The sequence below is a fragment of the Paenalcaligenes hominis genome, from assembly GCF_011927625.1.
GTDB classification, from domain to species: Bacteria; Pseudomonadota; Gammaproteobacteria; order Burkholderiales; family Burkholderiaceae_B; genus Paenalcaligenes; species Paenalcaligenes hominis.
Genome location: NZ_JAATIZ010000001.1, coordinates 443,102 through 468,069, shown reverse-complemented (window position 1 = coordinate 468,069; position 24,968 = coordinate 443,102). Strand labels below are relative to the sequence as shown.

The 24,968-nt window shown below is 49.7% G+C and carries 25 protein-coding genes; 15 read left to right on the top strand and 10 right to left on the bottom strand.

Features of this window, described 5'->3' with window-relative positions; translation table 11 throughout:
• Window position 1: 1 nt before the first annotated feature.
• Entirely contained in the window at window positions 2-1,339 is a 1,338-nt protein-coding gene (gene xseA / locus GGR41_RS02145; protein ID WP_167660436.1) for an exodeoxyribonuclease VII large subunit, read from the bottom strand.
• A 185-nt stretch (window positions 1,340-1,524) separates the two neighbouring features.
• Between xseA and GGR41_RS02140 the strand changes: the two genes are divergently transcribed.
• The 9 genes from GGR41_RS02140 (at window position 1,525) to rpsT (ending at window position 7,974) form a co-directional block, all read left to right on the top strand.
• A complete protein-coding gene (locus tag GGR41_RS02140; protein WP_167660435.1) occupies window positions 1,525-2,127 on the top strand; it encodes a MotA/TolQ/ExbB proton channel family protein in 603 nt (200 codons plus the stop codon).
• Window positions 2,124-2,522: an ExbD/TolR family protein gene (locus GGR41_RS02135; protein ID WP_077733380.1), complete on the top strand. Its 399-nt coding sequence runs from the start codon at window positions 2,124-2,126 to the stop codon at window positions 2,520-2,522. Before GGR41_RS02140 ends, GGR41_RS02135 begins: the two co-directional genes overlap by 4 nt.
• Window positions 2,519-3,574: a tetraacyldisaccharide 4'-kinase gene (gene lpxK, locus GGR41_RS02130; RefSeq protein ID WP_167660434.1), complete on the top strand. Its 1,056-nt coding sequence runs from the start codon at window positions 2,519-2,521 to the stop codon at window positions 3,572-3,574. Before GGR41_RS02135 ends, lpxK begins: the two co-directional genes overlap by 4 nt.
• Before the next feature lie 9 nt (window positions 3,575-3,583).
• Window positions 3,584-3,748 carry a Trm112 family protein gene (locus GGR41_RS02125; RefSeq protein ID WP_077733382.1) on the top strand — a complete coding sequence of 55 codons (165 nt, stop codon included), beginning with the start codon at window positions 3,584-3,586 and terminating at the stop codon, window positions 3,746-3,748.
• A gap of 2 nt (window positions 3,749-3,750) precedes the next feature.
• The gene (kdsB, locus tag GGR41_RS02120) at window positions 3,751-4,515 is read left to right on the top strand and encodes a 3-deoxy-manno-octulosonate cytidylyltransferase (protein ID WP_167660433.1); all 765 of its coding nucleotides are present in this window, start codon (window positions 3,751-3,753) and stop codon (window positions 4,513-4,515) included.
• A gap of 111 nt (window positions 4,516-4,626) precedes the next feature.
• Window positions 4,627-5,283: an adenylate kinase gene (gene adk, locus GGR41_RS02115; RefSeq protein ID WP_167660432.1), complete on the top strand. Its 657-nt coding sequence runs from the start codon at window positions 4,627-4,629 to the stop codon at window positions 5,281-5,283.
• A 54-nt stretch (window positions 5,284-5,337) separates the two neighbouring features.
• Window positions 5,338-6,096, top strand: coding sequence for a 3-hydroxyacyl-CoA dehydrogenase (locus GGR41_RS02110; protein ID WP_077733384.1), 759 nt, complete (start codon window positions 5,338-5,340; stop codon window positions 6,094-6,096).
• Between the two features lie 2 nt (window positions 6,097-6,098).
• Window positions 6,099-7,655, top strand: coding sequence for a murein biosynthesis integral membrane protein MurJ (murJ, locus tag GGR41_RS02105; RefSeq protein ID WP_167660431.1), 1,557 nt, complete (start codon window positions 6,099-6,101; stop codon window positions 7,653-7,655).
• Window positions 7,656-7,707: 52 nt separating this feature from the next.
• Window positions 7,708-7,974, top strand: coding sequence for a 30S ribosomal protein S20 (gene rpsT, locus GGR41_RS02100; protein WP_167660430.1), 267 nt, complete (start codon window positions 7,708-7,710; stop codon window positions 7,972-7,974).
• Between the two features lie 191 nt (window positions 7,975-8,165).
• Here the strand turns inward: rpsT and GGR41_RS02095 are convergent, their stop codons facing one another.
• On the bottom strand, window positions 8,166-8,450 hold the full coding sequence (locus tag GGR41_RS02095) for a DUF3579 domain-containing protein (RefSeq protein WP_167660429.1): 285 nt from the start codon (window positions 8,448-8,450) through the stop codon (window positions 8,166-8,168).
• Between the two features lie 176 nt (window positions 8,451-8,626).
• Between GGR41_RS02095 and argF the strand changes: the two genes are divergently transcribed.
• Together argF and GGR41_RS02085 are read left to right on the top strand one after the other, a co-directional pair.
• Window positions 8,627-9,559, top strand: coding sequence for an ornithine carbamoyltransferase (gene argF / locus GGR41_RS02090; protein WP_167660428.1), 933 nt, complete (start codon window positions 8,627-8,629; stop codon window positions 9,557-9,559).
• A gap of 87 nt (window positions 9,560-9,646) precedes the next feature.
• On the top strand, window positions 9,647-10,549 hold the full coding sequence (locus GGR41_RS02085; RefSeq protein WP_167660427.1) for an AEC family transporter: 903 nt from the start codon (window positions 9,647-9,649) through the stop codon (window positions 10,547-10,549).
• A 662-nt stretch (window positions 10,550-11,211) separates the two neighbouring features.
• Here GGR41_RS02085 and argG read toward each other — a convergent pair.
• Window positions 11,212-12,549 carry an argininosuccinate synthase gene (argG, locus tag GGR41_RS02080; protein WP_167660426.1) on the bottom strand — a complete coding sequence of 446 codons (1,338 nt, stop codon included), beginning with the start codon at window positions 12,547-12,549 and terminating at the stop codon, window positions 11,212-11,214.
• Between the two features lie 115 nt (window positions 12,550-12,664).
• On the opposite strand from argG, the gene GGR41_RS02075 reads away from it, so the two are divergent.
• Window positions 12,665-13,054, top strand: coding sequence for an NUDIX hydrolase (locus tag GGR41_RS02075; RefSeq protein WP_167660425.1), 390 nt, complete (start codon window positions 12,665-12,667; stop codon window positions 13,052-13,054).
• Window positions 13,055-13,066: 12 nt separating this feature from the next.
• Window positions 13,067-13,660, top strand: a complete 594-nt coding sequence (locus GGR41_RS02070; RefSeq protein ID WP_167660424.1) for a hypothetical protein — start codon at window positions 13,067-13,069, stop codon at window positions 13,658-13,660.
• A 200-nt stretch (window positions 13,661-13,860) separates the two neighbouring features.
• On the opposite strand, the gene GGR41_RS02065 is transcribed toward GGR41_RS02070, so the two are convergent.
• The 7 genes from GGR41_RS02065 to GGR41_RS02035 form a co-directional block, all read right to left on the bottom strand.
• Window positions 13,861-15,369 carry a tripartite tricarboxylate transporter permease gene (locus tag GGR41_RS02065; protein ID WP_167660423.1) on the bottom strand — a complete coding sequence of 503 codons (1,509 nt, stop codon included), beginning with the start codon at window positions 15,367-15,369 and terminating at the stop codon, window positions 13,861-13,863.
• Between the two features lie 10 nt (window positions 15,370-15,379).
• Window positions 15,380-15,850 carry a tripartite tricarboxylate transporter TctB family protein gene (locus tag GGR41_RS02060; protein WP_167660422.1) on the bottom strand — a complete coding sequence of 157 codons (471 nt, stop codon included), beginning with the start codon at window positions 15,848-15,850 and terminating at the stop codon, window positions 15,380-15,382.
• A gap of 150 nt (window positions 15,851-16,000) precedes the next feature.
• Window positions 16,001-17,365: a sensor histidine kinase gene (locus tag GGR41_RS02055; protein WP_167660421.1), complete on the bottom strand. Its 1,365-nt coding sequence runs from the start codon at window positions 17,363-17,365 to the stop codon at window positions 16,001-16,003.
• An 11-nt stretch (window positions 17,366-17,376) separates the two neighbouring features.
• The gene (locus GGR41_RS02050; RefSeq protein WP_077733393.1) at window positions 17,377-18,069 is read right to left on the bottom strand and encodes a response regulator transcription factor; all 693 of its coding nucleotides are present in this window, start codon (window positions 18,067-18,069) and stop codon (window positions 17,377-17,379) included.
• A 705-nt stretch (window positions 18,070-18,774) separates the two neighbouring features.
• Window positions 18,775-19,944 carry an NAD(P)H-dependent flavin oxidoreductase gene (locus GGR41_RS02045; RefSeq protein ID WP_373868058.1) on the bottom strand — a complete coding sequence of 390 codons (1,170 nt, stop codon included), beginning with the start codon at window positions 19,942-19,944 and terminating at the stop codon, window positions 18,775-18,777.
• A 113-nt stretch (window positions 19,945-20,057) separates the two neighbouring features.
• A complete protein-coding gene (locus tag GGR41_RS02040; RefSeq protein ID WP_167660419.1) occupies window positions 20,058-21,350 on the bottom strand; it encodes an aspartate carbamoyltransferase in 1,293 nt (430 codons plus the stop codon).
• 101 nt (window positions 21,351-21,451) lie between these two features.
• Window positions 21,452-22,006, bottom strand: a complete 555-nt coding sequence (locus tag GGR41_RS02035; RefSeq protein ID WP_167660418.1) for a SecDF P1 head subdomain-containing protein — start codon at window positions 22,004-22,006, stop codon at window positions 21,452-21,454.
• 339 nt (window positions 22,007-22,345) lie between these two features.
• Here GGR41_RS02035 and GGR41_RS02030 point away from each other — a divergent pair, with 339 nt between their 5' ends.
• Together GGR41_RS02030 and GGR41_RS02025 are read left to right on the top strand one after the other, a co-directional pair.
• On the top strand, window positions 22,346-22,837 hold the full coding sequence (locus tag GGR41_RS02030; RefSeq protein ID WP_167660417.1) for a hypothetical protein: 492 nt from the start codon (window positions 22,346-22,348) through the stop codon (window positions 22,835-22,837).
• Between the two features lie 96 nt (window positions 22,838-22,933).
• On the top strand, window positions 22,934-24,955 hold the full coding sequence (locus tag GGR41_RS02025) for a ligand-gated channel protein (RefSeq protein WP_167660416.1): 2,022 nt from the start codon (window positions 22,934-22,936) through the stop codon (window positions 24,953-24,955).
• The last annotated feature ends 13 nt before the right edge of the window (window positions 24,956-24,968 follow it).

Genomic DNA, 24,968 nt, shown 5'->3' with positions numbered 1-24,968 from the left:
TTTAAAGCAAATCGTGCTTTTGTTTTAACTTAACATGCAGGTGACCTTGAGCCAACTGCACATCTAAAGACTCATCAATATGTGTATCGTGGGAGCGTTTAATAATAACCCCATGCTGGTTACGTACAATAGCATAACCACGCTCGAGCACCGCGCTTGGGTTAAGCGCCTGCAAGGTATGCTGGGCCTGTGCCAAGCGATGGCGCTGGGTATGACGTTGCTGCTGCATGGATTGTAGCAAGCGGGCTTGCAAAGCCTGCAGCCTTTGCTGTGCGGGTTGAGTTTGGGGCCGAACACGACCCAAACGGTGACGCACATGCTGCAACTGCTGTTGATGCGATTGCACTGACAACGTTCTGGATAAACGCTGTACTGTATTTTGCCACTGTTGGCGCATATGAGCCAGACGTTGCTGGGGTGACTGTAACCGCCCCGCCGTGTGATCTAAACGCAAGCTTGCTCTGTCTATGATTCTAGCTTGGGCCTGAGCTAAACGGCGTAATACCCCTAACAAATCGGCGTTACTTTGTTGCCAGCTTTGACAACTGAGCTCGGCGGCGGCCGTGGGTGTAGGGGCACGTACATCGGCCACAAAATCAGCAATCGTAAAGTCTGTTTCGTGGCCTACGCCGCTAATCACAGGAATTGGACTGGCATGAATCAGGCGGGCTAAGCGCTCGTCGTTAAAGCTCCAGAGGTCTTCCAAAGTGCCACCTCCTCGCACAAGCAAAATGGTTTGTACAGCCTGATCCGCAATGGCCTGGCCCAACGCAATGCATAGCTGTTCGGCGGCGTCTGCCCCTTGGACAGCTGCCGGATACACATAGACCTCGACATGGGGGGCTCGACGCTGCATGGTGGTAAGCACATCACGCAATGCCGCAGCAGCTAACGAGGTGACGACGCCAATTCGTTTTGGCGTCGCGATTAAAGGCAAGCGTTGCCCCACATCAAACAGGCCTTCTGCATTAAGCTTAGCTTTAATGCGCTCGAACTCGGCATGTAAATCGCCAAGCCCTGCTCGCTCCATGCTATCAACTTGCAATTGAAAATCGCCGCGTGGCTCGTACATGGACACGGCAGCATAAAAGCGATATTTCTCGCCTGTTTTAGGCATAAAGCCTACGCGCACGGCACGCCCTCGAAACATCACTGCTTTTACCGCCGCGCGTTCGTCTTTAATGGTGAAATACCAATGGCCTGAAGCGGCTTGGGTAAAGTTTGAGATCTCGCCCTCGACCCACACACGCCCGATATGCTGGTCAAGCAATTGTGCTACTTGCCGGTTTAACTGGGTGACGGTTAACGTGTTTTGGGATGAGTTAGCGCTAGAATACACTTCAGACCTCCGCCATAAAATGAGCAAAACCTATACAACCTAGCCTTGTGCCGTTGTAATGCGGCTTTGCTCTGTTTTCAGATTGGGTTATCCACACAATCTGTGGATAACACCTAAAGCCTCTATACAGCCGTAGGTTTTCCCTTAAAATAGTGGCTATCTTTGACTAAAGAAAGGAATCGCTTGTGCTGAGCATTATTCAGGCCGCAGGGTGGCCCATTTGGTTTTTATTACTGTGTTCGGTGATTGGGTTGGCTCTTATTATAGAGCGAGCTTTTAGTTTACGCAGTGCCAAAGTGCTTAATCTGACACTGCGCGATCAAGCCTACGAGCTCGCCAAGCACCGCGACATCGTACCCGAACAATTGCAACGCCTGCGTCGAAACAGCGCCCTAGGTCAGCTGTATGCCAGCTTGCTTGAACACCGCAATGAGCCCGAGTTCATACGCCGCCAAGCCGCAGAGGAAGCCGGTTCACAGATTCACTTTCAACTTAACCGGTACTTGCCCGCTTTGGGCACGGTCGCTGTTATTGCCCCATTATTGGGGTTGTTTGGTACGGTGGTCGGTATGATTGAAATTTTTGCCGCGTACTCTCCCCAAGGCAGCGACCCCGCTTTGCTGGCTAATGGTATTGCCATGGCCCTCTACAACACGGGCTTTGGCATTATGATTGCTGTGCCTGCGCTTATTTTTCATCGCTATTACCGCTCGCGCACTGACTACTTGCTCAATAGCCTTGAGGTCGAAGCCGGTCGCTTTAATCGCTTTATAGATCAAATGCAATGAACTTCAGACGCCGACGTCATCACTCCACCGATGATATTGCAGTGGACTTTATCCCTTTGATTGATATTTTGCTGGTAGTGCTAATTTTTATTACCGCCACCACTACCTTTTCACGCGTACAGGAAATACCGGTTAACTTGCCCAGCAGCTCTTCTCAAACTTTGTCCACAGAAAGCCATGTGCTTGCGATTAGTCAAGATGGACAATATGCGTTAGATGGGCGTTTTTTGAGTCAATCCGACAATAGCGTTGCCGAAGCCTTGCTGGCTCTACAAGATAAAACCGCTTTGTTAATCTACGCTGATGCCAATGCGCGCCATTCCTCTGTGATTCACGCCCTCGAAGCAGCCCGTTCGGCGCAATTCGAAAAAATTAGTTTCGCCACCCAAGAATGAGTGCGCGCGCCTATCTAGAACAGTGGTTGCATCGGCAATGGATGAAGCGGGGGCTATTTAGCTGGCTGCTTCGCCCTTTAAGCGGGCTTAGTGCGTTATATATTTATCATAAACGCCAGCAACCACGCCACCCCCTCCCCCGTCAACGCCCACCTATTATTGTGGTGGGTAATATTATTATCGGCGGGGCCGGCAAAACCCCCGTGGTGCTGGCTCTGTGCCGTTATCTACAACAACACGGTTGGACCCCAGGTATTGTCAGTCGGGGTTATGGAGTCACTATTGCTGGTGCCGCCCGCGTAGGTCAAGGTCAACTGGACGCTATGCGTTATGGCGATGAGCCCAGCTTACTGGCTGAACAAAGTGGTGCGCCTATTGCCGTCCATCCTAAACGGGTTCAAGCGGTGCAGGCACTGATGCAGTACTACCCCGAGGTAAACGTCATCATTGCAGACGATGGTTTACAGCATCAGGCTCTGATTAGAGATATTGAAATTGTGGTGCAGGATCAACGCGGCGTGGGAAATGGGCTGGTGTTACCGGCAGGCCCATTACGCGAGCCACCAGAACGGCTTACGCAAGCAGATTGGTTAATCACTCAGACGGTAGCGAATAGTCCTTTGCCTTACACCCCTATCCCAGCTAAGGCTGATCGTTCAGTGCATATGCAGCTTGTTCCTGCCGTTTTTGAACAGCTCAGTACAGGTCAACGTATTGAGGCACCGGCCTGGCTGAAACAGCATCGGACGCAACGCGGTGCCGCTCTGGCAGCCATCGGTCAGCCGCAACGTTTTTTTCAAATGCTGAAAAATTCTGACCTACAACTGGATCAAGAACTGGCCTTTCCTGACCACGGACAGATTCCGGCCTCCATCTTTAGTCAACTAAAGGCGGATTTTCTACTAATTACGGCCAAAGATGCCGTAAAATGTAGCCAAAAGACAGACTCACGTGTTTGGGTAGTCCATGTTGAGCCCCAATTTACACCGGCATCGTGGTTAGATGCCGTGGGTCAACAACTGCAACACATCGCCAACACAACCCCTCACTAGAGAAACACTATGGATTCCAACTTATTAGACGTGCTGGTATGCCCACTTTGCAAAGGCAAACTCGAGCGTAAAAACGACCAGCTTATTTGTCAAAAAGACAAACTGGCTTACCCCATCCGTGATGGCATTCCTATCATGCTGGAAAATGAAGCCACGCCGTTGGCTGAAAAATAACCATGTCTTTTACTGCTATTATTCCGGCGCGTTTGGCTTCGACGCGTCTGCCTAACAAGCCCTTGGCCGATATCATGGGCAAACCCATGATCGTACGCACTGCCGAACAAGTAAAAAAAACGGAAGCCAAAGCCATTTATGTGGCCACCGATAGCATCAAGGTGGTGCAGGCAGTAGAACCCTACGGGTTTCATTCTCTCATCACTCGCGCCGATCACCCCACGGGCACTGACCGGCTAGCTGAGGCCGTTGAGCTATTAGGCCTAGACGATCATGAAATTATCGTTAATATCCAAGGCGACGAGCCGCTTATTCGCCCCGAACTGATCAAAGCCGTTGCCGATGAACTGCATCAGAAGCCCAGCTCGGCTATTGCCACCGTTGCCACGCCGTACACGTCCAGTACAGCGTTTTTTGACCCTAATAGTGTCAAAGTTGTCTGCAGTCTTAGTGGACAAGCCCTGTATTTTTCTCGAGCCCCTATTCCATGGGCTCGCGACGCACTACAACAACACCCCAATACGCTGGCCCAAGGTCTGACGCCCTTGCATCATATTGGCATTTACGCTTACCGCGTTTCGTTTTTGCGCCAATTTCCAAACCTACCGCGCGGTCCTCTCGAGCTCTTCGAGTCTCTCGAGCAGTTGCGTGCCCTAGAAAACGGTTACGCGATTAGCGTTCATGTCACCCCCAATGCCCCTGCATTAGGCGTCGACACCCCGGCAGATTTGGATAAGGTACGCGAATTATTTAAAAATCGGTTATAAACGAGGTTTTGCCTATTCAATTCGAGCCTAAAAAACACCGTCAGAGTGCATTCCTGGGTTCCAATTCGATAGGCTAAATTTATTTTTACAGGTATACAGGAGAATCACATCATGCGCCTGATTTTATTGGGCCCTCCCGGGGCAGGAAAAGGCACCCAAGCCGCTTATATCATCGAAGAATTTGGCATTCCCCAAATTTCCACCGGTGACATGTTGCGCGCAGCCGTTAAGGCACAAACTCCCCTAGGAGTCGAAGCAAAACAAGTGATGGACGCCGGTCAACTGGTCTCTGATGAGCTCATCATCGGCTTAGTACAAGACCGCTTAACTCAATCCGATTGCGAAAGCGGGTATTTGTTCGATGGTTTTCCACGCACAATCCCTCAAGCCGATGCACTGAAAGATGCCAATGTGGCATTGGATTACGTTATTGAAATTGACGTTCCAGCCGATCAAATTATTGAGCGTATCAGTGGCCGTCGTGTTCACCCAGAAAGTGGTCGTTCTTATCATGTCGTCTTCAACCCACCAAAAGTGGAAGGCAAAGACGATGTCACAGGCGAAGACCTCATCCAACGTGATGATGACAAAGAAGAAACCGTTCGCAATCGTCTAGACGTTTACCAAAACCAAACTCGCCCCCTAGTGGATTACTACTCTAGCTGGGCTGCGTCCGGAGACAGCAAAGCACCAAAATACATTCGTATCGAGGGCGTTGGCTCTGTAGACGAAATACGCAATCGCATTATGGCTGCATTAAAAGCCTAATTCGTTGTTTATTCAATCCGGCATCATGCCGGATTTTTCTTATGAGGGTTACCCATGGATATCAAAGATAAGGTCTTTATTGTAACTGGCGGAGCCTCTGGATTAGGTGCGGGCACCGTACGCATGCTGGTTCAACACGGCGCTCAGGTCGTCATTGCCGACATCCAAGACGAAGCCGGTCAACAACTCGCTGACGAGCTAAACCAACACTACATTCATACTGACGTGACTAATGCCGCGGCGGCCCAAGCCGCCGTCGATCACGCGCTTAACTTAGGTCCGCTCTATGGGCTAGTCAATTGCGCGGGCATTGCCCCTGCCGCCCGTATCGTGGGTAAAGAAGCCCCTCACGACCTTAGCCTATTTGACCAGGTGATTTCCATTAACCTCATTGGTACATTTAATATGTGCCGAGTCGCTGCGTTTGCCATGAGCAAAAATACGCCACTCGACACGGGGGAGCGCGGTGTCTTAATTAATACCGCCTCGGTTGCTGCCTACGATGGCCAAATTGGCCAAGCTGCCTATGCCGCAGCCAAAGCCGGCATTGTTGGCATGACGTTGCCTATTGCACGCGACCTTGCCCGTCTAGGGGTGCGTTGTGTTACTATTGCTCCCGGTATTTTTGCCACTCCCATGATTTTCGGTATGCCCCAAGAGGTCCAAGACTCCTTGGCAGCGAATATTCCTTTTCCGTCGCGTTTAGGCCGTCCCGAGGACTACGCCAAACTGGTTTACAGCATTATTGATAATGAAATGATTAATGGTGAAACCATACGCTTAGACGGTGCAATCCGCATGGCCCCTAAATAATTATGAGTTTATTGCGCTCAGCCGCTACGATTAGCAGTCTTACGTTACTATCGCGCATTACAGGTTTAGTGCGCGATATTTTGATTGCGCGCAGCTTTGGGGCTGGGCCACTTAGTGATGCGTTTTGGGTCGCCTTTCGTATTCCAAACTTGTTACGGCGCTTATTTGCCGAAGGCGCGTTTTCACAAGCCTTTGTGCCTATTTTGAATGAAGTGCGCAGTCAAGGCGCGCCCGACGAAGTCAAACGACTACTAGACCGAGTCGCCATAGCCCTAACTAGCGTATTGATGCTGGTGACCCTATTAGGCATGCTAGCCGCCCCATGGGTGGTCAGCGCCATGGCCAGCGGTTTAACCCACGCCGACAAGCAGTCCGAGTTCGAGGCCGCCGTTTGGATGACGCGCACTATGTTTCCCTACATTGTGTGTATGTCATTAGTGGCGTTGGCATCCGGGGTACTCAATACCTGGAGCCGTTTTGCCGTCCCTGCCTTTACGCCTATTTTGTTGAATGTGGCCATGATTTTGGCCAGTGTCTTTGCGGCGCCTTATTTTGACCCGCCCATTTATGCGCTGGCTGCTGGGGTAATGGTAGGAGGCATTGCACAACTTACGGTGCAATGGGTAGCGCTAGCGCGCTTAGGCTTAATGCCTAGTTTATCGTGGCGTGTGCATAAGGCGTGGGCGGACCCGCTCGTCAAACGCGTAGTGAAGCAGATGCTACCCGCTATTTTAGGCGTGTCGGTGGCTCAGCTCTCCTTGTTGATCAATACCAACATTGCAACCTGGCTACAAGCGGGTAGTGTGACCTGGCTGTCCTTTGCGGATCGGTTAATGGAGTTTCCTACTGCCTTATTAGGGGTGGCTCTGGGTACGGTTCTGTTACCTAAGCTGTCAGCGGCCTACGCTGAAGACGAACACGGCAATTACCAGTCTCTATTAGACTGGGGGTTACGTTTAGTGGTTATGTTGGGGGTGCCTGCTGCACTTGGCATGGCGCTACTCAGCGAGGGGCTAGTCGCCACATTATTTAATTACGGTGCCTTTTCTGCCCAAGACGTTCAACACACTCAAACAGCGGTAATTGCTTACTCCGTAGGCTTATTGGCGCTTTTAGCCATCAAAATTCTTGCGCCCGCCTTTTATGCGCGCCAAGACATTAAAACCCCTGTACGTATTGCAATAGTGGTGTTAATTCTGACTCAGGTCTTCAATTTATTTTTAGTGCCTGCCTTGGCCCATGCGGGTTTAGCGCTTTCCATTGGCCTAGGTGCCAGTATTAATGCGCTTTGTTTATTGTTTTTATTGTATAAACGCCACATTTATCGCCCCCAAGCAGGCTGGCTACGGTTTATACTACGGTTATTCCCTGCGCTTGCCGTGATGACCTCTATCTTGCTTGTAGCGAATCAACACCTCGACTGGATCGCTCTGGCACACGCACCGTGGCTACGCGCCTTGTACTTATTTTTACTTGTAGGTATTTGTGCAGCGTGTTACGGTTTTACCCTTATTGTATTTGGCTTTAGACTGCGCGACTTTACAAAGCCGCGCCCCTAATATATAGTATTAGTCTTTGCCAATTAAACCTTTTTCAATTAAATTACTAAATATGGCTAATTCAGCACAAGCACGTAAACGCGCCCGTCAATCCGTCGCGCGTAATTCCCACAACGCCAGCATGCGCTCCATGATGCGCACTGCCATCAAACGCGTACGCCAAGCCATCGAAGCTGGCGACCAAGCCGCTGCTAACGAAGTATTCCGTAAAGCAGCCAGCGCTATTGACCGCGTTGCTGACAAAAATATCATTCACAAAAACAAAGCTGCTCGCCACAAGAGCCGTCTAGCCGCTGCCATCAAGGCAATGGCCGCCTAAATCGGCTAGGTTTAATTGGCCGAGACAGCTTAGCCTTTCATTAGGCAAACATAAAGGGTGCATAGGCACCCTTTTTGTATAGATAATGCTTTGACGTTTTCCTCGTCCCAAGGGGCAAAGCTTGCCGCGCATTTCGATAAAAAAATGCCCGCATTGAACGGGCTTAGACAAAAAAAGCAGCCTAGCTGCTTTTAATCCATTTCCACACCTGTGGTTTGTAAATCGTTGTCTTTGGCAAAACCACACACGAACTTCCACGCTAAGGGTTCGAGGTCGCGTAAACGCGGATCCACCACGACACAACGTACGCCATCAATTAAACGAGGAACCACATACGGGGAGTAAGTAAACGGACCACCGACAGAACCGGCTGGCCTGTACTGAGAAAGCACCCCAGCTAGACGTTCCGCCCAGTCACTGGGTCTAAAGCGTTGACCAGCATTGGTTGTGCCATGAATTACAAGCATTGTCGACATAGAATTCCAAGAATAAACAACTTGTGACTGCAAAAACACCACTGCGACATTGTAGCCTATTGCGCAGAATCCACCTACCTGAATGTGCGCACAGCGCCTTATCACGGGGCTAGGCGTATGCCTGACTTTGCACTATTATATAAAATTGGCTTACATTTTTTTTGCTAAGGTTTAGTATGAACGCTACGGCACCTATACGGCACTATTTACAGTTTAATGATTTATCAAAAGACGAAACGCTTTATTTGCTTAATCGCGCACGCCTTATCAAAGACCGCTTCAAGCGCTACGAGCCACACCTAACATTACACGACCGCACGTTGGCTATGGTGTTTGAAAAAGCCAGTACTCGCACTCGGGTTTCTTTCGAGGCGGGCATGTATCAAATGGGTGGCTCTGTCATCCACCTTACCACAAATGATTCTCAGCTCGGTCGCTCCGAACCCATCGAAGACACCGCTCGTGTGATCTCTCGTATGGTGGATCTCGTCATGATCCGTACCTTTGGCCAAGAACGCATCGAATGTTTTGCCAAACATTCCCGCGTACCTGTTATCAACGGCCTCACCAACGAATACCATCCCTGCCAAATCTTGGCCGATATCTTCACCTTTATCGAGCACCACGGCTCTATCGAAGGCAAAACTGTCGCCTGGATCGGCGATGGCAACAACATGGCTTATACCTGGTTACAGGCAGCGGAAATGCTCGGTTTCACCCTACACATTTCTTCACCCCAAGGCTATACGCTCGACCCGGCCTTAATCGGCAACCCCTCACCCACTACCTTCAAAGAGTTCTCTGACCCCATGGAGGCCTGCAAAGGGGCTCACCTGGTCACGACCGACGTCTGGACCAGTATGGGTTTCGAAGAGGAGAACGAAGTCCGCCGCACTGCTTTTGCTGACTGGTGCGTCGATGCAGATATGATGGCGGTAGCTGCTCCCGACGCTCTTTTTATGCATTGCCTCCCCGCGCACCGCGGCGAAGAGGTGACTGCAGACGTTATTGACGGCCCCCAAAGCGTGGTGTGGGACGAGGCCGAAAACCGCATGCACGTACAAAAAGCCTTGATGGAATTTTTACTTTTAGGCAAACTCGACGCATAAGCCATTGCCGCTCACGACACACCCCAAAACGCAATGGGCTTTTGGGGTGTTTTTTATGCCTGTTCAAGCCATTACCGCCACGCCGCTATGTTCGCCACTTTTTTTCTCATTCTTCCCGACTTTTTACTGATGGCGCTAGGCTTGGTCTTGGTGCGTTTTCGCTTTCTGTTGCCAGACTTTTTTCATGGTGCGGAAAAGCTGGTCTATTACGTGCTTTTCCCGGCTCTACTGTTTTCTTCTATGGCTAAGAGTGAACTTAGCCTACAACAAATTTCTACGCTTGGCCTAGGCACTGCCTTGGTCATTTTGGCTGGTGTTGCCATGACCTATGTGGCTCGCCCTCTACTGCATCCCGATGCACTGCAGCATGCTTCTGTGGCGCAGTGTGGCTACCGGTTTAACTCCTATCTGGCCTTCTCTATTGCTGGCGCCTTAGGAGGTACAGCAGGTTTAAGCGCGATGGCTGTTATTGCTGTGGTTGCCGTGCCTTTAGGCAATATTGCTGCGGTATCAGGCCTTGCACAGGGTGGTAAAAGCGGCAATGTAGTACTCTTGCTTCTTAAAAACCCACTCATTATTGGCACCTTATCTGGTCTGGGATGGAATTTATTAGGATTACCACTGCCAGCAGCCTTGGATGTTACGCTTTCACGTCTGGGCTCCAGTGCATTAGCCTTGGGGTTAATTTGTGTGGGGGCTTCGTTCTCGGTGCATGCACTACAGGGCGCACAACGCTTGGTGAGCTGGATGATTGCCGTAAAGTTGTTGTTTTGCCCTGTGGTTGCATTAGTACTTAATGCTGTCATGCCTTTAAACCCGCTCGAGCAGCAAATGTTATTGTTATTCGCAACGCTACCTACGGCATCAACTACGTATGTGTTAGCGGTCAGGATGGGTGGAGATGGTCGATTAGTGGCCTTGACGATGTCGCTCTGCACACTGTTTGCTGCTGTCACAATGCCGCTGTGGTTAATGATTCGCTATGCGTAGGTTTTTTTGCTATTCCGTTACCGCGCTTTCATAATCAGCCATTCGCTTGGCAGTGCTCACTCGTTGCACTCGCTCCGCGCTGAATCGCTCATGGCTGTTTATGATGCGCAGCTAGGAAAGTGGGGGTTGAGCTGAAAGAAGGTTGCTGATGAGATGATGAAGCGGTTTATACAGGGGTTACTAATGGGGGGCTTAGGATATCTGTCATCGAACTGAAGCAACTACACCCTATCCATTTAACTCCCCTCACCCCAAATCAGCATAACGGTCGAACGGTTCAGCGCGGAGCGAACGCAGTGAGCGAGCACTGCCTAGTGAGAGCGTTAGGCTGAGGTGGGAAGCGAGAGCGTACTGCCTTGTGTTGCTTTTACCATTTCATTGCCGCGCTTTCATAATCAGCCATTCGCTTGGCAGTGCTCACTCGTTGCACTCGCTCCGCGCTGAATCGCTCATGGCTGTTTATGATGCGCAGCTAGGAAAGGTCGGGGTTATTCTGAGATAGGAGCGAGAGCATAGCAAAGCCTCATAGCTGTTTATGACGCACAGCTAAGAAAAGATGGGTTTAGCTTAAGAAAGACAGGTGTGAGAAGCTTGAGCGGAAACACCTAAAGCCGCAACGAACGAAGTGTCCTGCACCTCGCTCGTTGGGAACAGACAAACGATTAGTTATCGTTTTTTAACTGCGGTAACGCGGCACCTTCGGCTGGCGCGAGTAGGCCAGCTTGGGTGTAGGTAAAGAGCTTGTCACGTGTATCGACGATATCAAGATTACGCATGGTGAGCTGACCAATACGATCACGAGGGGTGAAGGTGTCATCGCCCTCTTTTTCCATCGTAAGACGCTCTGGACGGTAGGTAAGGTTGTCAGAGACGGTGTTCATGATGGAGTAGTCGTTGCCACGGCGCAGCTCGATGGTGACCTCGCCAGTGATGGCTCGTGCCACCCAACGCTGGGCGGTTTCACGTAGCATGATGGCTTGGGGGTCAAACCAACGGCCTTGGTACAACAAACGACCTAAGCGCAGACCATTAATGCGGTATTGCTCGATGGTGTCTTCGTTGTGAATACCGGAAACGAGGCGCTCGTAGGCGATATGCAACAACGCCATGCCGGGGGCTTCGTAAATACCGCGGCTCTTGGCTTCGATAATGCGGTTTTCAATTTGATCGCTCATGCCTAAACCGTGACGACCGCCAATGCGGTTGGCTTCGAGGATGAGTTCAACTCTATCCGTGTACTCGACACCGTTTAACGCAACAGGCACCCCTTCGTGGAAGCGGATAGTGACTTCCTCTTTGGCGATTTCCACGTCGTCACGCCAGAATGCTACACCCATAATTGGCTGCACAATATGCATACCCGAATTCAAAAACTCGAGGTCTTTGGCTTCGTGGGTGGCACCCAGCATATTGGAGTCAGTGGAGTAGGCTTTTTCAGCTGACATTTTGTAGTCAAAGCCGTAGTGTGTCATGTACTCGGACATTTCAGAGCGACCACCTAGCTCGTCAATAAACTGCTGATCTAGCCAAGGCTTGTAGATTTGCAGCTGAGGGTTGGTTAATAACCCGTAACGGTAAAAACGCTCGATGTCGTTGCCTTTATAGGTGCTGCCGTCGCCCCAGATGTTGACGTTGTCTTCTTTCATGGCGGCCACAAGCATTGTACCGGTGACAGCACGACCAATAGGTGTGGTGTTGAAATACGTTACACCAGCAGTAGTGATATGAAAGGCACCACTTTGAAGGGCGGCAATACCTTCGGCAGCCAATTGCTGACGGCAGTCAATTAAACGGGCTTTTTCTGCGCCGTATTCAAGCGCTTTTTTAGGAATGGCCTCGTAGTCCGACTCGTCAGGCTGACCCAAGTTAGCTGTATAAGCATAAGGAATCGAGCCTTTGTTACGCATCCACAAAATTGCAGCACTGGTGTCTAGTCCACCAGAGAAAGCGATACCAACCTTTTGGTTGACGGGAATGTTCTCTAGAATAGTCGTCGTCATAATGAGTCCAAATACACAATGTATGAATTAATCCGCCTATTATATCCTCCATTACAAAGGCTTTCAGCAAAGAATGTTATCCTTAGCCCTTTGTTCAACCAAAGTGCTCATGGTCATGCCTGAAATTTACATTGCTGCTGCGATTATTCTTGATCCCTCAGGACACATGTTGCTAGTGCGCAAGAAAAACACCGCGCGCTTTATGCAAGCCGGCGGCAAAATAGAAAAGGATGAGACCCCTTTAGCCGCATTACTCCGTGAAATGCGTGAAGAATTACAAATTGAACCCGATGCGAATCAGATTTTCTACCACGGTCAGTTCCTTGCTGCGGCAGCAAATGAACCCAATCACACGGTGCGCGCCCATATTTACCAATTAACGTGGCATAATCCTATACATATAGCTGCGGAAATAGAGGAAGCCATTTGGATTACGCCGACTTCTGCCTCTACATTACCTTTAGCGCCGCTTACCGAACATATTATTCTTCCGTTATTGATTTAGGCTCCCTAGAGCATGAACACACATACTACTCAAACCACGCATTGCTTTACCTTGCAACAATTACGCGCTGCCACCCAAGCGGGCGGGGTAGCAGGCGTCTCGCTCAAAGCCCAAGGCAGTGGTTTTTTTATTCAAATTCAACTGCGCACCGGTCAAAATGCGGTGCTTGTTACGGCGCGCAGCCGCTCGCCTCGAATGTTTAAAAACCCAGCCCAAGCCTTTGGGGTGTTAAAACGGGTGGGTATCGTGACGGGCAGTTTCGACGTCACGCATTATTCCCCTGAACAACAGCAAACCGATAACGACACCAAGAAAAAAGAAAAAAACACCGTATCGGCTAAAGCGCCTCGTGCCCCTAAAAAGCCTGTGCCCTCTACCCCCGAGCCTGCCCCTGCGGTGGTGGCTTCCGTTGCACCGGTCGTTGCACCTTCAGCTCCGGTTGTGCAAACTACCCCTACCGTCGAGCTGACTCCGGTAGCGGCGGCAGTGGCTACGCCTGCAACCACTCCTCCTCCTGCCCCTGCTGCAGCAGACACTAAAAAAACCCCATCACCCAAGGCCGAGCCATCGACCTCTACATTAGGTGTACAGCAGTCACTGATCTAGTCACACGTGTCTTATGGCGGGCCGCTGTCGCTTATATCTGCTGACACGTTGACGCCCTCCCCGCCCTAAAAGACAGTGTTGTCGTCCACGCTATTCTTGCTCGCCCTAAACGACGAAGCGTTACGCGCATTTTGTTCAATACATCGACCCAATAGCAAAAAGGGGCTTTTACGCCCCTTTTTACTGGTTGCTGCTGCCCTTTAATTAGACTGCACTTTAACTAATCCTTTTCTGCGAATCACACGACGGTAAATTACAAAGCCCACAATAATAAAGGCTACCGTCATGCAGACGCCGCTAATGGGTCGTGTCAAAAACACCGTCATATCACCACGCGACAACAGCAGTGCACGACGGAAGTTTTCCTCTACCATTGGCCCCAACACAATCCCTAATAGCAACGGGGCTGGCTCAAAGCCTAGACGAGAAAAAACAAAACCAAATACCCCAATAGCCAACACAATCCATACGTCAAACAAATTGTTGTTGGCGCTATATACACCTAAGCAAATAAAGAGCAATACCGCAGGGTAAATGAGACGGTAAGGAACAGAGAGTAAACGAACCCACATACCAATGAGTGGGATATTCAATACCAAGAGCAATAAATTCCCAATCCAAAAACTAGCAATCAAGCCCCAGAACACCGTGGGGTGCTCGGTCATTAATTGTGGACCGGGTTGAATATTGTGAATCATCATGGCACCCAACATAAGAGCCATAATGGCATCGCCTGGAATTCCCAGGGTCATTGTCGGAATAAAAGCCGTTTGTGCTGCAGAACTGTTGGCTGACTCGGGCGAAGCCACGCCTTCGATGGCCCCGTGCCCAAAGTTTTTGCTGTTCTTATTGATCTTTTTTTCCATGGCGTACGACATAAAAGAAGCGATCGTACCGCCAGTACCTGGCAAAATCCCAAAAAAGGAACCCACGCCGGCACCACGAAAAATACTGGATAGGGAGCTTTTAAATTCGCCTTTATCAAAGCGCAAAGAACGCCATCCGATTTTCTTGGAGCTGACTACATGCCCTTCACCTAGTCGGTTGGCATTGGAAATAACGTCCGCAATACCGAATAAACCCATCGCCACAGCCACGAGCGCTAGCCCGTCTTGGAGCTCAGGAATATTGAAAGTGAACCGAGAAATGCCCGTGTTAATATCGGTGCCCACCACCCCAAAAATCAAGCCAATAATCACCATTGCCACCCCTTTAATGGGTGAGCCGGTGGTTAAGGTCGAGGCGGCTAACAAACCAAGAAACATGAGTGAAAAATACTCAGCAGGCCCAAACTGGAACGCGACCTCGACCAATAAAGGGCCAAAAGCCATCATTAAGATAATGCCAATGGTCGCCCCCATAAAGGAAGACAGCATCGCGATTAACAAGGCAGAGCCGGCACGGCCTTGACGTGCCATGGGATGGCCATCTAAACACACCACCGCGTGCGAGGGCGTACCAGGCAAATTAAGTAAAATCGTCGTGGTAGCACCGCCGTAGGTCGTCCCGTAATACAAACCCGCCAGCATCATCAGTGCACCGGCAGGATCAATACCATAGGTAATAGGTAAAAGCATGGAAATAGCGGCTAGCGCCCCAATGCCCGGCAACACGCCTATAAGGTTACCCACAAACACCCCGATAAATGAATACATCAGGTTGTGCAGGGTTAAGGCGGTTTCAAAACCAAGAATAATATTATCAAACATGACTAAGCTTTTAACCCCAAGTGAATAACGGCAATTGCATTTGTAAACCGTAATGGAATACGGCTACGGTAAAAGCGGTTAAGGCCACGCCTACGGCCAACGCCACCTTGAAGGTGTTTTTATGATCTGCGAACGCCGCCACAAAGGTTAAGAAAAACGTAGCAGGCACCAAACCACCGTATTTACCTAAAATCGCAAATAACGCGACCGACCCAATCACTAAGCCCCAGGTCGTCAATTGCGCTTTGAGGCTAAGCTTGTCCAAACCATCGTCAGCTCCGGCTCGGTCTAGCTCTGGACTAATCAGCACTAACAGCCCCAGCACCATTAAAATCCCCCCCAACATCAAGGGAAAATAGCCCGGCCCCATTCGTGCTAACGAGCCAATTTGGTAATTTAAGCTGCCTAAAACGGTAGCCATACCGATGAGTACCAGCAACCCACCTGACCAGAGCTCCTTGGCATTAATTTTAAATTTCACTTTTTTCTCACTTTCAAATAGTCGTAGTCAGTACGCAGCACTAAATATAACGACCCCAGCGCAACCAAAGATTACAATTTAGTAATAAAGGCGCAGACCTAGGGTCTTCTACTAGACGAACGGGTTAATTTCCTGCTGTTTCTTTAGGGTTTACACTGAATCAAGGGTGATGCGTATGCCCAAACCGCCAAGCGCAGAACGATAAAACTCGCACTGGCCTTGGTGAAAGTTAACGATACTTAATACGCTGGTCAGCCCCAAACCCGTACCCGGAATATGTTCTGCCACTTGGTCACGGTAAAAATGGGTGCCCAATTTAGCCAAGGATTTATCACTTACGCCAATGCCGTCATCCTCTATTTCAAAAACGGTCAAATAGCCTTTTTTATAAAGCCGCAGCTGGATGAAGGTACGACCGTATTTGCAGGCGTTCTCTAAGAGGTTGCTTAACGCACTGGCTAACAGGTCGGCATCGCCATGCACCTGACAATCGGGGCTGAGCTGAGCGGTTAGCCGCATGGACTTTTCCTCGGCATAGGGACCATATAATGCCACCATGTCCTCGAGCAGCGCACTAAAACTGACGGCCTGTTTGCTTTGTCTATACACCCCCGATTCCAATTCGGAGATCTGCAATAATTTATCGAATAAGGCGGTTAAGGCTTCTAATTCCTCTAGCACGTGCCGAGCTTTTTCCTGTGCTGCCTCTGGCGGCACTGTGTCGTAAGCCAAAGGATACAAATGAGATGTGATCCGCATAATCGGAGTGCGTAAATTATGGGTGATGGTCTCTGATAAATAGCGTACCCCAGTAAGCGACTTTTCTAGATGATCCAACATGAGGTTTAGCTCTTTAATTAATAAATTAAGCTCGTCATCGGTATTTTCTACAGGAATTCGACGTTTGAACTGCCCCGCCCGAATATGCGCTGCCGTGCGTCGAATGACACTGACATTCGAGGCGATTTCAGCCCTAAACCAATAGGTACTAAGCACCACAAAAAACAACCCTGTCACGATGGTGATCAAACTAGCACGGAACATTAGCCCCCGGAATGCGTAAATATCACGTAAGTCTTTACCTACCAATACGATGTCACCGCCCAAGTTCACCCGCTGAAGCTTTGCCTCGAGGCTTCTTCCCTCTTTATGAATCGTCAGATCCGCAATGTAATCACTGCCCTCAAACGCCATGGGGTAATAATCCATATTCCCCACCACTTTACGATCGTTAAGATCCATAAAAAACCATAGATCCGGGGATTGACCTTGAATTTCATAGCGGATGTAGTCGATGACGGCATCACGGCCCTGAGTGGCGTACAAGGCCTCTACACGCTTTGCCATGGTGTTAATTTGTTTGAACTGCTGAGCATGCAATGCCCCCATCACCTGCAAAAAAATAAAGCCCAGCAGAAAAATAATAATCACCAAACCTAAAAAGCCATACAACAAACTAAAGCGCAATGTAAGAGAGGAATTAATGCGCTGTATAAGCCGAGGTAAAAAAAACATAGGCTGACTCGTTAGGCCTCGTGAACAAAACGATACCCCACCCCACGCACAGTATGAATAAAAGCGTGCTCGAAGGGTTTATCGATTTTGTTACGCAAACGGCTGATTTGCACATCTGTAAGATTGGTGTTGGGTTCAAAACGATAGCCCCAGACTTGCTCTAACAACATAGAGCGCGTCACGATTTGGTTTTTATGTTTTATTAAATACACCAATAGCTGCAGCTCTTTGGGCTGAAGCAATATCGTTTTGCCAGCGCGCTCGACTTTTGCGCTTAATAGATCAATGCGCAAATCCCCCACCACGAGTTCCGTGTTGTCTTCGGGTTTTTGCATTGCTACATAGCGTCGGATCAGGACTTCAACTCGCGCTAGCAACTCGGGTAAAGCAAAGGGCTTGACCAGATAGTCGTCTCCCCCTGCTTTTAAACCTCGTACTCTGTCGTCTAAGCCGGATAAGGCGCTGAGCACAAGGACGGGGTAACTTTTATGTAATGAGCGGATCGTCGTAAGAAGGCTTAAGCCGTCGAATTCATCGGGCAACATACGGTCTAGGATGACCAGGCTCCAGTCGTGGTGGAGCAAATGCTCGAGGGCAGTGGCGCCGTCTGCAACCCAAGTGACGTGGTAACCTTGTTTTTCCAAGGCGTGTTGGACAAACTTGGCGTTGACGGTGTCGTCTTCTACGAGCAGGCAGCGGATCACGGTTTACCTTTAAGTTGGGCTTTGAGTTAATGGTATTTTAGCGTAACCACTGCCTGTCGTCTTTTTTAGCTGTCGCGCTTGCTTCACTATTATGCGCTTGCCCCCCCTTTCCTGGCCGTGCGTCATAAACCGCTATGAGCGATTCAGTGCGGAGCGAGTGGAATGAGTGAGCACTGCCAAGCGAATGGCTTCTTATGAAAGCGCGGCAAAGGAATGCCTAAAGCCGGCAACGGAATGGTAAAAGCAGCATAAGTCAGTACGCTCTCGCTCCCACCTCAGCATAACGCTCTCACTAGGCAGTGCTCGCTCACTACGTTCGCTCCGCGCTGAACCGTTCGACCGTTAGTCTGAGTTGGGGTGAAGGGAGTTAAAGTGGCAGGCTGTAGCTGGCTTGATTCGATAACGGATAGTTAAGGCGATGAAAACAGTTAGCTTAGAGACTTTTAGATCAAGACATCCTGAGCCCCCCCATCATTACCCCCCTTTCAGTCCAACCCCCATTTTCCTAGCCGCGCGTCATAAAAAGCCATGAGCGATTCAGCGCGGAGCGAGTGGAACGAGTGAGCACTGCCAAGCGAATGGCTTCTTATGAAAGCGCGGCAAAGGAATGCCTAAAGCCGGCAACGGAATGGTAAAAGTACGGCAACGGAATGCTTAAGGCCCTACAGCAGAATAGCAAAAGAACAGCGACAGCCATCACAGGCGCTAAGCGGTTTGGGTCGAAGACGCAGGAGTAAGTGTGCTGAGCAAATACTCCATCAACTCCCTCACCGGAGCAATACGCTTACCTAAGGGGAGCGCTTCAGAGCCGCGGAAAAAGAGACCGCGGGCCACATCGCCAACCAGCGCATAGGCCAGTTGACGGTCAATGCAAAACTGACCGCTTTTAGCGACACCATCGCGTAAACCACAAAAAGCCAGACAATCAAAACCCTCAGAGCACTCGCGCTCTTTGGCAACCTGCTGCAGTTTGGATTCCTTGTGTAGGTATGCATCCAGCCATGGGGTGCGGACAGCGCGTGCAGGGAGGCCGGCCACACTCATGAAGGTGACAATGTCTTCCGGCTCGGCGTCAATCAATACCTGCTTAAAATTGGGATGCGCATCGCCCTCTTCAGTCACAGCAAACGCACTGCCTAGTTGTACTGCGCTGGCGCCTAAATCTAAAAGCTGCTGAACCTGATGCGGGTCGCTAATTCCTCCGGCTACAATTAAAGGAATCGGTGCAATGCCAAGCTTTTCAAATACAGCGAGGGTTTCTTTGATAGCCACCTCAAACTGATAGTTGGGGCTATCCATTTGTTCTACATGGGCTAAGCCTAGGTGACCGGCGGCAAACTTAGGATTTTCAATCACAATGGCGTCAGGCAACCGGTTTTTACGCATCCATTTACGCAAGACTAACTGAATACCGCGTGCGTCCGAGAGAATGGGAATCAACGCCACATCGGGAAACGCTTCGGTTAAATCGGGTAAATCCAAAGGTAAGCCAGCGCCAACCACGATGGCATCCGCACCGCTTAGGCACGCTTGGCGTACGTATTCTGGATAGGCTTCCACGGCTTTCATGATGTTTACCGCAATTGCCCCCTGCCCTGCTGCCAGTGCTTTAGCGGCGTTAATTTCACGGTCTAGGGCCTCTAAGTTGCAGGCATTGATATTGGCTTTGCTGGGGTCTTCACTGGAGCGAAGCATCAAATCGGGGTGATGGCGGCGTAAATCAACGCTTGAAATGGTGCCCATGCCACCCAGTTTAGCGACGGATCCTGCCAAGCGGTGCGCAGAGATACCCACGCCCATGCCTCCTTGAACGACGGGCAAGACTGACTTGTTTTTGATAGTGAAGCGTTGTGTTTGTAAAGTGTGCACCGCAATGTCCTTCATCAATTACTGAAACTCATGAAGATCTACTATGCCTAGAAAAAAGAACAGCGACCTTAATTTGCATCAAGGTCGCTGCATTTAAATCAAACTATTGGTGTTGTCAGTTAGTACATACCATGAAAAACCGCGTCTTCGGGACCAATATGAGACGGTGGGCTCCAGGTGACATCGCGCATGGAGTGTTGAACCAGATTTTCTACCCCCAGTAACACGGCAAAGATGGCCATGCGTACAGGAATGCCGTTGTCAGCTTGACGGAAAATAGCTAAACGGGGATCGTGATTCAGGTCGATGCTTAGATCGTGGGCGTCTTCGCGGCTATCGCGTGGTAAGGGGTGCATGATAATTACGTCTTCCTTGCCGAAAGTGTCGAGCAAAGCTTTGTTGATTTGGAAATCAGCACTGTAGCCCTCGAGCTGCTCGTCGCTGAAGCGCTCTTTTTGGACACGGGTGGCGTAAATCACGTCTGCCCCTTTGATGTCTGTCATGGAATGGGTTTGTTCCACTACATGATTGCCGCGCTGCGCCACGTGCTCGATGATGTCTTGGGGCATCTCTAAGCCAGGAGGCGAAATTAAGGTAAATTTCAGGCCTTTGTATAACGATAACATTTTCATTAGGGAATGCACTGTGCGACCGTATTTTAAGTCGCCTGTAATGGCAATATGCGAGCCATCCAGCAATTTCCCTAAGCGGGAAAATTCCGTCAGTATCGTGTAGAGGTCAAGTAAAGCTTGGCTGGGGTGCTCTCCGGCGCCGTCTCCACCGTTGACGACAGGAATATTAGTGGCCGCAGCAAATTCGGCCACAGAGCCTTGTTCGGGGTGGCGAATCACCATCGCATCGACGTAGCCGCTCATGACACGGCTAGTGTCGTAAATGGACTCGCCTTTGGCCATGGATGAAAAGGTAAAACCGGTGGTGTCACACACTGAACCACCTAGCCGACAAAACGCCGCACCAAAACTGACTCGAGTCCGGGTACTGGCCTCGAAAAATAAGTTACCTAATACGGCGCCCTCGAGGACGCGGGAGACTTTTTGACGACGGGCAATAGGCTGCATCATGTCTGCAATGCGTACCAGTTCCTCGACGGATTCGCGGGTGAATTGCTCGACGGATAGAAGTTGGTGTTTGCCGTGAATAGCAATGCGGTCGCGTAGTGGACCTCGTTGATTATTTTGTGCGTATTTTTCTAATAAGCTTTCGTTTTCAACAATTTCAGTGACGAAACGCTGTACGACCTCGGGCATACCGCGAAATTCTTGGGAGCCCTCGGGCAGTAACCACGTGTCTAGGGCGCGGCGCTTGACCCCTATACGCGCGGCAAACACGTCGCGTGTTAAATTTAAGCGACGCATTGCATCGCGCAAAAAAACCTGTTGTGAGACAGCCATGAGTTTTATTCCTAACAAACATACGCAATGCGTACATATTAAACCCAAAAGCGCTCAGAACAGGTTTTTTTGTGCAAATGATAAAAATTTACGACAACGAATTATTGGGCGTCTTCGCCTGCAATAATACGAGCGGCCATCATGGCGTTTTCACGTGAACCGACCATGAAGATTAAACGGCCTTCGGTGATGGGCTCGGAATAGCCAGGAATAGCCAATAAGGTGCCATCAACCACTAGCGCTAAACGTTTGTTTGGATTCTGTTGCGTTAAGCGAGTAAGGCGTTCTGCAGCGGCGGAATTTAAGGTTAAGGCCAACAAGCCCTCGCCTGTTTCCGAGGTGCCGGCTTCAACGGTATCAAGGTCGTTGCGCGTTAGGAAAGCTTCGGGTTCAAGATACAACACGTTGCTGGCGTCGATTTGAACTTCAGCCCAGTCCGCATGGGGCTGAGTATCTGCTAGGAACACCAATAAAGGTGCTGCCATTTGAGCCTCGGGTGCTTGGGTTGCATCGGAGGGAGACGCAGGTGTGGTTGCAGGGGCTGTGCCATCTGCCGGGGCCGCTGTACCTGGAGTGGTAGGTGGAGTTTGACATGCCGCCAACGCTAATAACGCCATCGGAGCAAGTAAACGACTAATAAGTTTTAATTTAGGCATAGTTCAGCACCTTCCTCTTATGAAATAGCTTTTTAATGCAACAAGTGTAGCAATATCTTTAAAAGAGCTCTATGGATGATTTATTAAATTAACAATTACTGCCTATTTAAACGCGTATTTAACTAACAATATGTGTCAAATATTTGGAAATTATATCTATTACTTCTCTTGATTAATGCCGTGTATAAGATTATTGCACTTTTCCAGATTCAAACCACAGCATAGCCCTTTAACAATTGCTCACTTGCCCCCACATTGTTATTTATATCAAAGCAGACTACGCTTAACGCTAACATGTTAGTGCGCCTTTTGCTTTGCCTAACTAAGGAAAACCACACTATGCGCCCCACCACTCTTGCTGAACTCGATCAAGCCCGCCAACGCTGTCAAAAATTAGTTTCGCGACGTGCTCTCGTCTCTGCCGCAGCGGCAGTGGTGCCTATTCCGGGCGTAGATGTCAGTACAGACGTGGCCATTTTGTTACAACTCATTCCGGCAATTAATGAAGAGTTCGGTTTAAGCCCTGCCCAAATCAATGCGCTTAGCCCTGAATTAAAAAAAATTGTTATTGTGGGTGGGGCGAACTTTGGGGTGGGCCTGCTGGGTAAAATCATCACCCCACAACTTGTTATTCAGGTACTGCAACGTATAGGCGTAAAAAAATTAGCGGGTAAATACGCCACCAAATACATACCTATAGTGGGTTCTGTCATCGCTTCTACTATTAGTTATGCCGTGCTCCGCAAGGTAGGTAACCAGCATATCAACGAATGTTACACCCTAGCTAAGCGGCTTATTGAGGCTGACAGCACCGCCTTAACAACCCTGTAAATTATCAGGTAATGCTTTATTTTTAACTTAACCTTCTCTATCATTCTTAACGATAATGATTATCATTATAGTTTTGATTGATAATAAGGTTGATACATGAACGCACACCCCTCTCATACAAGATGGCGACTAAGCACGTTATGCCTCGCCCTCTCCGCGGCTATTCCTTTAGCCCATGCCCAAGACAAGCCCGAAAGCGCAGTATCCCAACTGCAAAATATTGTGGTGACCGCCTCCGGTTTTGAACAACTGGTAGAAGACGCGCCCGCCTCAATTAGCGTGATCCCTCGCGAAGAACTTGAGAAAAAAGCCTACCGCGACGTAACCGATGCTTTGCGAGATGTGCCCGGGGTGGTTATTACCGGCGGTGGGAGCTCAAGTGATATTAGTATTCGTGGTATGGCAGCAGGATACACACTGATTTTAATTGACGGCAAACGTGTTAATTCTCGTGAAACACGTCCGAACAGCGATAACGCGGGGATTGAACAGGGTTGGTTGCCTCCAATTGAGGCCATTGATCGCATTGAAGTCGTGCGCGGTCCTATGTCATCGTTATATGGCTCCGAAGCCATGGGCGGAGTGGTTAATATCATCACGCGCAAAATAGCCGACACATGGACTGGGTCGTTGCGTACCGAAGCCACGCTGCAGCAACACTCCGACTCGGGCAATATTTATCAGGGTAATTTTTATGTAGCAGGCCCCATTAAGGAGGGTCTATTGGGTGTACAGATTTCGGGGCAAAAGTCGCACCGTAATGAAGACAAATTTCTACAGGGCTTTAACAAGCAAGACACCCAGTCCGGCAATATTAAATTTACCTTAACGCCTTCGGAAAACCACGACCTGATTGCCGAGGTGGGCCGCACAGATCAAAAACGCATTTCCACCCCGGGAAATACCATTGCTTTGGAAACGTGCGGCCGCAATGGCTGCACCCCTAACGAGGCCTCAGAAAGCAAATACACACGCGATAGTTATGCTCTGACCCATAAGGGGCGTTATGGCAACTTGCAATCGGAATCCTTCATACAACAGGACCGCAACAAAAACCCAGGGCGTAACATGTTCATTAAGAACACCGAGCTAAACTCGCAATGGAATACCACCCTAGGCAACCACCATGTCACGTTTGGGGCGCAGTATCTCAGTGAAAAACTGGAAGACCATGGCAACCAATACAAACCTGAGGTCAGTGATTTATCTCGATATCAATGGGCCGCCTATGCCGAGGACGAATGGGAGTTACATCCTAGTTTTAGCCTAACTAGTGGCTTGCGTCTGACTCACGATGAAAACTACGGCAACCACTGGACCCCTCGCCTGTATGGGGTATGGCACGCCAACGATGAGCTTAGTGTAAAAGCCGGGGTTTCCACTGGCTTTAAAGCGCCTAGCCTGCGGTCTGCCGTCGCAGATTGGGGGCAAATTACCGGAGGTGGTGGCGGTGTACCGGCCGTGATTGTGGGGAACCCCAATCTAAAACCCGAAAAAAGTATCAGCCAGGAAATTGGTTTTATTTGGGATAATCGCGAAAACCTAAACCTAGGATTAACCTTTTTTAATACCCAGTTTAAAGACAAGATCTCTGAAGTACGTCGTTGTACCGACCCCGACGGCCTACCGACCTGCCATGTAATACCAGGCGACCAAGGCTATAAATTCATCAGCGACCGCGTCAACGTAGACAAAGCTGTTATGCGTGGTATAGAAGCCGTAGCCAGCTGGAATATTACGGACGACTTGCTATTAAGCAGCAACTACACCTTTACGCATTCCAAACAAAAAAGCGGGGACTTCAGCGGTAGGCCCTTGAACAAAATGCCCAAACATATGTTCAACAGCACCTTAGACTGGGATTACAGCCCAGAGCTAAACCTGTGGACACGGGTTAACTTTCGCGGCAAAAGTTCAGACTACTTAAGTCGAACCTCGATGAGTGAAGGCACCCCATCCTTTACTTTCGTAGACATGGGCTTGGGCTATAAAATTAGTAAAAACACGCACGTGGGTGTGGGGGTTTACAACGTTTTTGATAAGCGTGTCACCACTGACACCCATGAGGCCGTTTATGATGGTCGTCGTTATTGGGCCCAGCTGACCGTGGGCTTTTAATACCACGGCAGCG